At 59.1% G+C, this 3,052-nt stretch carries 3 protein-coding genes; 1 reads left to right on the forward strand and 2 read right to left on the reverse strand.

Annotated features, from left to right (window positions below):
- Positions 1 to 402 (reverse strand): Sir2 family NAD-dependent protein deacetylase (locus tag AAC035_RS20205; protein WP_339806912.1); only part of this gene is annotated, 402 nt, incomplete at its 3' end.
- A gap of 81 nt (positions 403 to 483) precedes the next feature.
- Positions 484 to 1,290, reverse strand: a complete 807-nt coding sequence (locus tag AAC035_RS20210) for a thioesterase family protein (RefSeq protein ID WP_339806910.1) — start codon at positions 1,288 to 1,290, stop codon at positions 484 to 486.
- Between the two features lie 210 nt (positions 1,291 to 1,500).
- Between AAC035_RS20210 and AAC035_RS20215 the strand changes: the two genes are divergently transcribed.
- The gene (locus tag AAC035_RS20215; protein ID WP_339806911.1) at positions 1,501 to 2,718 is read left to right on the forward strand and encodes an acyl-CoA dehydrogenase family protein; all 1,218 of its coding nucleotides are present in this window, start codon (positions 1,501 to 1,503) and stop codon (positions 2,716 to 2,718) included.
- Positions 2,719 to 3,052: the final 334 nt, after the last annotated feature.

Below are 3,052 nucleotides of genomic sequence, written 5' to 3' on the forward strand. Positions count from 1 at the left end.
CAGGCGGCCATGAAGATCCACCACGGCGCGGCTGCCGGCCTGCTGGTGCAGACGATCCACGTTCTGGGTAACCAGCAGGGTGGTGTGTTGCCGCTGTTCCAGTTCCGAAATCCGGAAATGGGCGTCATTGGGTCTGGCATTGCGGATCATCGGCCAGCCCACCAGACTGCGGCCCCAATAGCGCTGACGCACGTCATACCGGGACATGAAGTCCTGGTGCTGCACCGGCTGCCTGCGCTTCCAGGCCCCCTGCTGATCCCGGTAATCCGGAATACCACTGTCCGTGCTGACGCCGGCTCCAGTCAGAACAAACAGTCGCGGGTGCCGCCCGATGAACCTCGCCAGCCTGATCCCGGCCTCTTCCGGCGCCAGGGTAACCAGCGGACCGACGGATTCCGGCATGGCGATGGTGCGTGTGGTGCGGCGCAGGGCTGTCATGGACTGAACTCCGGTCTGCCAAAAATTAAAACGAACACTACCTCATCAGGATGACCGGGACCTTACAAACAGATTTTGCTGGGCAATGCCAACAGGGCCGTGCTCATCGTACAGATCCGAGCGTACCAGCCCGACGCCGTTGGCCTCCACTGTCATTTTACTGTCGACGCCTACCCACTCGCTGACCGGATTCCGGTGCAGATAAACCGTAAGGTCGGTGTTTACAAAAGTATAGTCCTCCACCGGCAGCATCCAGCTCAGGCCATTGCCGAAATCCGACGCAGCGACCGCACCCATGCCGCCAGAGATGGGCATCCCTTCAAGCAGCGGTCTGGCAAACCGGAACCAGGCCGATGCGGGCCCCGGTTTGCCGACGTTGCCGCCGGCTACCCGGATATCCATGGCGGTCTCGTAAAACGAGGTGACCCTGGGCATACCCGGTACCGAAAAGCGCTGATGACAGGTGTCCGGCGCTGGCATGGGCATCGGTGCCGACTGCGCCTGGCCTGCCGTCGGCAGCTGCAGCGGTTGCTGGCGCAGAAACAGGGCGATTGCCCGGGCCACCACCACGCCGTCGTGACTCAAGGCCAGTTCGACACGCCTCACGGAATTGCCACGCCCCATGGTTGTGGCTACCGCCAGCGGAGCAATGGGAACCGGCCGCACCAGTTCCATGGTCAGTCGTGACAGAAACATATCCGGGTCGTTCACTTCAGCTTCGGCAAGCCCCGCCAGCAGGGCCGCCGGCGCTCCGCCATGCTGAGCCTCGGCGCTCCAGGGCCCCCGGGACAATGCCGTCGGGACGTATAGGTCATCGGAACGAACATAAACCGCGGAATCAGTATCGGGCACATCTTTCTCCAGTAGCGGTGTGGTGAATCGGGTGAGTTTTCCAGCTCAAAGCTACACCAAAACAGAACGGTAGCGCATCTATTCTTATAATCTATAGTACATGATTCATATAATTCATTTGATTCATTTAGCAGAGGCTCCCATAGTGAGTCCACACGGTTGCCGTGATTCCGAATCAGATCGCTCAGAAGTGAGCCCCAGGAGGTTCCAATGGATTTTCAGTATTCCGACAAGGTCAAGAAACTGCAGCAACAGCTGCTGACGTTCATGGATGATTATATTTACCCCAACGAAGCCCTCTACAAGCAACAGCTGGAAGAGAACAAGGCCCGGGGCCACGCCTATGCCGGCGTACCCATCGTTGAGGAGCTGAAGGAAAAGGCAAAAGCCCAGGGCCTGTGGAATCTGTTCCTGCCCGAGGAAGAGTACGGCCCCGGACTGACCAACCTGGAATACTCCCCGCTGGCGGAAATCATGGGCCGGGTGATGTGGTCCTCGGAGGTATTCAACTGCGCCGCACCGGACACCGGCAATATGGAAGTACTGGCCCGTTATGGTAACGAGGCCCAGCAGAAGGAGTGGTTGCAGCCACTGCTGGAAGGCCGGATCCGCTCCTCCTTTGCCATGACAGAACCCGCCGTTGCTTCCAGTGACGCCGCCAATATCGAAACCAGAATTGTCCGCGACGGCGACGACTATGTAATCAACGGTCGCAAATGGTTTATTACCGGTGGCTGCGGCGAGCGCACAAAATTCTTTATTGTGATGGGCAAGACCGACCCTGATAACGCCGACCGCCATAAACAGCAGTCCATGATTATCGTGCCCAAGGATACCCCCGGCGTGACCATCGTGCGTGACATGCCGGTATACGGTTATTACCACGCCCCCAAGGGCCACCCGGAAATCCTGTTTGAAAACGTGCGGGTGCCGGCCAGCAATCTGCTTCTGGGTGAAGGCCGGGGGTTTGAAATCGCACAGGGTCGCCTTGGGCCCGGCCGTATTCACCATTGCATGCGGGTAATCGGTCAGGCCGAACGGGCCTTCGATCTGATGTGCCAGCGCCTGGTGTCCCGCACCGCGTTTCACAAGCAGCTGTCAGAACAGGGTGTCTGGCGCGAGCGTGTGGCCGACTGCCGCATCGCCATCGATCAGACCCGGCTTTCGGTACTGCAGGCCGCCCAGATGATGGATCTGGTGGGTAACAAGGTGGCCAAGAAGCAGATCGCAATGATCAAGGTGGCCGCACCGGACATGGCCTGCAAGGTGATTGACTGGGCCATTCAGGCCCACGGTGCCGCCGGTTATACCGAAGACTTCCCGCTGGCCGACATGTACGTTTACGCCCGTCACCTGCGCACGGCCGATGGCCCTGATGAGGTGCATCGCAATGCTATTGCCAAGGAAGAGCTGAACCGGTTCATGTGACCGTAAGAGGACGATCCGGAGCCCGAGAGCGGCTCCGGAGTTCTCACCCTTCGATCCTTCGATCCTTCGACGAGCTCAGGATCAGGATGAACGGGTTCAGGATTCGTTTCAGCTCCGTTCGTCCTGAGCCTGTCGAAGGGCGTGTACTCCCAAATCCCATCCTTCGACCCTTCGACGAGCTCAGGATCAGGATGAGGAGGAACGGGGTTCAGGATTCGTTTCAGCTCAGGATCAGGGTGAACGGAGTGAAGTGTTATGCCGTCTCAGGTCTCTGGCTGCAGAGTCTGAAGAATGCCCCCCAGGAAATCGTTCATCAGCGACCTCGGCAGAGCAT

Origin of the sequence: uncultured Marinobacter sp. (assembly GCF_963974375.1) — a bacterium.
In the GTDB taxonomy this organism is placed as follows: Bacteria; Pseudomonadota; Gammaproteobacteria; order Pseudomonadales; family Oleiphilaceae; genus Marinobacter.